We start from the raw sequence: 5,321 nt of genomic DNA, 5'->3' as shown, positions 1-5,321 counted from the left end.
ATATGTGATGCAGCCTCGAACAGTGGAGGGTGCGTCTCGGTAGGCGGTCGAATCGAATATGGGTTGGGAGTAATCTTGATCGGCCCCCCGTAAAGAAGCTCGTCCAAGGGTTTGAGGGCGTGCTCGTAGGACTGGGTCCCGGCGTAGGGCGGGTCGAGATAACAGACGTCACCCTCCACTTTGCCCAGGAACTCGAGAACGTCAGCCCGGTGCGCTTGGTTCTGCTGCCCGTTGCTGAACACGCCGCTGTTAATCTGAGGCAGAAGCTTCTCGGCCAATCTGATCGGGTGACGGGGCAGGCCGCGGTTAACCAGGTCGCGAACATAGTTGACATTCATGTCCTCCCATTCGCCACCAGCAACCTGCAGCATAATTTTGCGCGCCCCAAAATTTCCCATTGGTCGTAACCTCAAGGCATACTTAACGATCAGCAACTTGGCCAGCCACCGCTTAGCGCCTTGGAGGTGTTGAGCATTGTGAAGACAGCAGTCAAGATGAGCAGCATGGTCAACAGGAAAGACATGCGGGGAGAGTTGGGATTCTGCATAGCCTTTGACCTCCGTGCTTAGGGAAAGCTTGACCAGGTCGGCGTGCGTCAACTTGCCTTGGTGGTTTTCGATCAGGGCTTTACCAACGATGAAGCTGCGCTCCGCCACGTCATTGCAGAGCACCCGGTGGCCTCGGGCCTTGGCTAAAAGCGAGACGGCTCCCCCCCCCAGGAAGGGATCAACGAACGTAGGCGCAATCTCGGGCCCCGGCAGGTTTCGGAAAATTGTCCCGAGCAATTTCCGCTTGCCTCCGATGTAACTTGGAAGGGATTGGAACATTCGCATGACGATCGATCTCCATTGACTGGGACGCGACAACAAATTGATTTGTGCGCAAGGAAGATCAAAGTCGAATGGGGATATCCGCGAGCGATTGAAAAGGCGGGTCTTCTTCTGGTAAACTACCCGAAAGGTTTCTCAGGCACAAGGATGGATAATCTCTGATGCACCACGACACTAATTGCAATCGCAAGACTTTTACTTTTTCGGACCTGCAAAAAAATCAACTCCGCTCTCTACTTAGTAGGCATGAGAGTAAGGCCGACGAACTAATCGCAGAATGGGAAGATGAAGCGAATCAGTATGTAGAATTATGGGTCTTACCTTCCCACGTGCGCAGAGAATCACCGGCCCAAAGGAGGAAGAAATTCGAATCTCTGTCGAAGTCCTTCCACACACTACTTGGGAAGCTACATGAAATGGAAAACAACAATGATAGCGATCTCATCGAATACGCGATCATAAACCACTATGACGAGGACCCTTGTGACATCTTGGACTCACTTAAAAACCAACTAGACAAAATCGCAAGAAGTCTCGACTCCTTTCTTAAACTCGACCTAAAAGAAGTCAAAAAATTGTCGCCTACCGATTTAGACATTCCGTTATCGGATGAAGAGGAACATGCACTCTTCTTCGGGTGGGCCGTAGCTCGGGTTTCACCAAAGAGAGGTGCCCCGGAACACTCCACCGAGCTGTTTTTCATAGGTCGCCTCGCTAAAGTGTATTCGGATGTCATCCACAAACGACCGGGAGCATCGACTTCCAGCATTTTTCCAAATTTAGTCGATTACGTAATGATGTATATTAATTCCTTTGTGACTCCCGACTCCGACGACAATGTCCAACCGCATTCGTATCTCAGACTTGTAAAAAAAGCTGTTTCACGGCTGTAGAAATTATCGGTTACATAATTCCGTATTTTGCCCCGGATTGTGGGACTCAACCCATTTCCTCATTTTGGTATCGTGCTCACTCGATTCGACTTTTACCCTCGAAGCGAGATGAGAAATGGCAATGACTTCGATCCCAACTGTTCACATACTCCCTGCCCATCAAACTGCTGTCTCCCCCCAGCAGCAATCGCCCCGATCGATTACTGGCAATTATCCTGCGTTACGAATCAACCCCCAATCGCCGGGGAGCCAAGTAGAGCTCGTCGTTCCAACGCTGGTGATTCTCGGCCGTCCCCCGGCGTGCAATTCCGATCTTCTATTGGTGCCCTTTCGTGCAGGGCAGGCCGGTTGACATGAGCTGTCCAAAACTAACTGGAACTATGATATGCGAGCTCGCTCAGTGCCCAGGCCTTGAAGGCCTTCCGGAAACTCTTTTGCAAGCTCGACTAGGCGATCGTCGTTCCATTTCGAAGTTGAAAGAATTCTCCATCAAGATTTCAAAGAATGATTTCTATTCCCAATGGAGCGGTGACACACCAGTCCAATCCGTCTCTGAATCATTCACGGCGGAACTTGCAGCCCTCGAATCCAATAGCAGCACAGGCATCCAAAATCGGATACCTGGCCCTCAAGTCAGTTCCAGCCCTAAAAACCGGCCCCACTCTACGGACATATTCTCGGCCCCCTATTCGTTTCCAAAATGGCGACAATTAGCAAGAGAGGCGGGTTTCCCTATTCACAAATTTCGGAAAAGTGAGCAAGAACTGCTGAATTTCATCGACCGTGTGCTAATCCAGGGTAGAGGATTTGGACCTGATGACCGAATGCGGGGCCAAAGAAATTCAGTCGCCATTATTCCAAGCAAACTGTCAAAACACGGCAACAAGTTTCACTCTCGAACCTACCAACGAGCCACCAAACTTCTCCTGGAAATCGGACTGATAGGCATTATTTCGACGGATCTAAGTGGAAACCGATGCTGTCGACCATTGTGGTGGAGCCCGGGTTCGGAAGTTCCGGATCTGAAAGTATGGACGCAAGCAAAGCAAGTATACGAAAGCCCCACAGAGAATTTGTCGCACAAAAGTCGCACAGATGTCGCACTTCCGTCGCGCCAGCGTCGCACTTCTGTCGCACCCCCCGTCCTCCCAGAATCCAGTCTAACTACTCATTGGTGCAAACGCTTAGACCCTGTCGGGGTGCGACATTTCTCCAGACGTCTGACGTCTAACTTTGACATAATAACTCTTGGACTGGGAATAACCTCACCCCTCTACCACTCAGATCGCTCCTCACCTTGCCTGCCTGATAGGCAGGCTCGTCGCGAGAACAATCCAAAGATGGCATCCGAAGGAGCAATCGAGTGATGGCCCCTGATTTCCCGATTTCCGACATCAAGGTCCGCGTGGTTGACAGCGGGTCCGATGGGTTGATGGGCTGGGTATCGATCGTCGTAGCCAACGCCGTCAGGTTGGACAACGTCGCCCTACGAAAGGGCACAGATGGGAGTCTATTTCTCACATATCCCAATAAGGTCAGTGCTGGTGGAACTCGGCACCCCTACTTCCACCCAATCAACGCTCAAGCAGCCGAGGCTATCCAAAACGCCGTCCTAGCTCGCCTGGCCTCTCTTGCCAAGGCAGTCGCCGCACCCGAACCCAAGGACAAAGACGCCAAGTGACTCGCCCCAGTGGCAGCCCTAACCCGCTTCACGAGATCGCCGAGATCCTCGTGGACGGGTACATCATTCTGCGTTCTCAGGAGGATTCGCCGCCTGATCGCCAGGAGTCTCCAGGAAAAGGCCAGAATGTGGATTCACAGTCCACTAATGAGTTGAATGATGTGCGGCCAAGAGGGATGGATGCAGCTAGCGAAGCTAGTCACCAATCCAAGCCGTCGAAGGATCTGAATTGATTGCCAAGGCCGAAAATACAATACAACGAGTAGCTTTCTATTGCAGAATTTCCCTCGACGAGGAAAAGCAGCGGTATTCCCTCGGGGCTCAAGAAGAGCGGCTGTCATCCTTCGCAAAGTCCATCTATGACGAGTCCTGGACTCTCTACAAGACCTACCGGGACAGTGCAAGCGGCACACATCTGAATCGGCCGGAGCTTCAGCAAATGCTCGCGGACGCCCAAGCAAGTGCCTTTGATGTCCTTCTGGTTCTACGTGTGGACCGGCTGTCCAGAAGAGTTGCTGAGCTCGCGATACTTGCTGATGAGCTGTCCGGGTATGGTGTCTCCCTCCGAAGCGTTACCGAGTCCTTTGACACCGCCAGTCCGTCCGGGAAAATGATGTTCCAGATGCTAGGGGTCATGGCTGAATTCGAACAAAAATCGATTGTATCTCGAGTAAAGCTGGGAATGAAACGAAAGGCCCAGACGGGAGACTGGCCAGGCGGCCGAGTCCCGTTAGGCTATCGATTTGATTCAAAGACTGGACTCGATATCGTGCCGGAAGAAGCAGTGATCATAGAAAAGATATTCGACCAATACACTGCGGGGAAAGATGGATCGAGTGCCATCGCTCACCGCTTAAACGAGGCAGGATATCGAACCAAGCGGGGAAAGAAATTCAACCGCAAGAGCGTCCTTGTCATCCTCAGAAGCGTGTTCTACATCGGTCGCTTCATTTGGGCCAAGGAGGTCTTCGAGAGCAACCACGCACCGATCATTTCAGAGGAGACTTTTGAGGCCGCGAAGAAGATCCTCGAGAAGAGATCCTCGGAATCGGCAGGCCATAAATGGCACACACAGGACCAACGAATTCTCAGTGGATTGCTTCGGTGTAGTAAATGCAATTCACGAATGATCGGCGTGAGTGCAAACTCACGCGGTCAAAAGTTTGCATATTATGTCTGTCGAAAACGACTCGACACGAAGGACTGCGATCAGGATTACGTCCGAGCCGACATCATCGAAGGGCAGATTCTCGCCGAGATCCAGGCGATCTTCCAAGATGAGGCACTTCTTGCGGACATCTGGAAAACAGCCCAGCAGAAGCTTGCGGCCAACGCCCCCGCGATCGATACGGAACTGAAGAACCTCGACAAACAGCGGACCAAACACCAAGCCGCCCTGGACCGATACTTCCAGGCATTCGAATCAGAGACCATGAGTCCAGCCACCTGCAACCAGCGGGTCGACGAACTCGCTACCCAGCTCAAACAGCTCGACGAACAACGTGAAGCCCTACGGACCCAGCGGCAGTCCCTGGACCTTCCGGCGATCAAGACCGACTTCCTTCACGAAATCCTGTCCAATCTCCGGGGAGTAGTCGATGCCGTCCCGAATCCACAAAAAAAGCACCTTCTCCACTTGCTTGTGAAGAAGGTGCTTGTCAAAGACCGGTGTACGTTCGAAGTCTGGTACAGACTCCCCCAGTTTCCTGGGGTTCGCACACTGGGCATTATGGTAGCCCCTAGGGGACTCGAACCCCTGTTACCGCCGTGAGAGGGCAGCGTCCTAGGCCACTAGACGAAGGGGCCACAATATCAGCACTGGGAACCTACCAAATTCCCAGAAATGTGGCAATTTTAAACATTTCTTAACCAATTCTTAACCAAAAAGCATGGTTGCCCGGGAAGGATTCGAACCCT

General features: G+C 52.2%; 4 protein-coding genes, 1 tRNA gene and 1 pseudogene. 4 read left to right on the top strand and 2 right to left on the bottom strand.

The genetic code is table 11. The features are described from left to right. On the bottom strand, positions 1 to 833 hold an 833-nt coding region (locus KOO63_13385; protein ID MBU8922804.1), incomplete at its 3' end, for a DNA adenine methylase. A gap of 413 nt (positions 834 to 1,246) precedes the next feature. Here KOO63_13385 and KOO63_13380 point away from each other — a divergent pair. The 4 genes and pseudogenes from KOO63_13380 (at position 1,247) to KOO63_13365 (ending at position 5,175) form a co-directional block, all read left to right on the top strand. After that, complete coding sequence (locus tag KOO63_13380; protein MBU8922803.1) at positions 1,247 to 1,723, top strand: hypothetical protein; 477 nt, start codon at positions 1,247 to 1,249, stop codon at positions 1,721 to 1,723. Positions 1,724 to 3,089: 1,366 nt separating this feature from the next. Further along, on the top strand, positions 3,090 to 3,404 hold the full coding sequence (locus tag KOO63_13375) for a SpoVG family protein (protein ID MBU8922802.1): 315 nt from the start codon (positions 3,090 to 3,092) through the stop codon (positions 3,402 to 3,404). 205 nt (positions 3,405 to 3,609) lie between these two features. Then, positions 3,610 to 4,116 (top strand): annotated as a pseudogene (locus KOO63_13370) (recombinase family protein). Between the two features lie 414 nt (positions 4,117 to 4,530). Next, positions 4,531 to 5,175: a hypothetical protein gene (locus tag KOO63_13365; GenBank protein MBU8922801.1), complete on the top strand. Its 645-nt coding sequence runs from the start codon at positions 4,531 to 4,533 to the stop codon at positions 5,173 to 5,175. Here the strand turns inward: KOO63_13365 and KOO63_13360 are convergent. Next, a tRNA-Glu gene (locus KOO63_13360) sits at positions 5,135 to 5,210 on the bottom strand. The two genes, KOO63_13365 and KOO63_13360, sit on opposite strands and share 41 nt — an antisense overlap. Positions 5,211 to 5,321 lie beyond the last annotated feature (111 nt).

Source organism: Candidatus Latescibacterota bacterium (assembly GCA_019038625.1).
Lineage (GTDB): Bacteria > Krumholzibacteriota > Krumholzibacteriia > Krumholzibacteriales > Krumholzibacteriaceae > JAGLYV01.
This window is presented reverse-complemented; position numbering and strand designations above follow the sequence as displayed.

Excerpts from the sequence above, each read along its gene's own strand:
- KOO63_13375 (MBU8922802.1), top strand. The coding sequence starts at position 3,090 with ATGGCCCCTGATTTCCCGATTTCCGACATCAAGGTCCGCGTGGTTGAC.
- KOO63_13380 (MBU8922803.1), top strand. The coding sequence starts at position 1,247 with ATGGAAAACAACAATGATAGCGATCTCATCGAATACGCGATCATAAAC.
- KOO63_13365 (MBU8922801.1), top strand. The coding sequence starts at position 4,531 with ATGATCGGCGTGAGTGCAAACTCACGCGGTCAAAAGTTTGCATATTAT.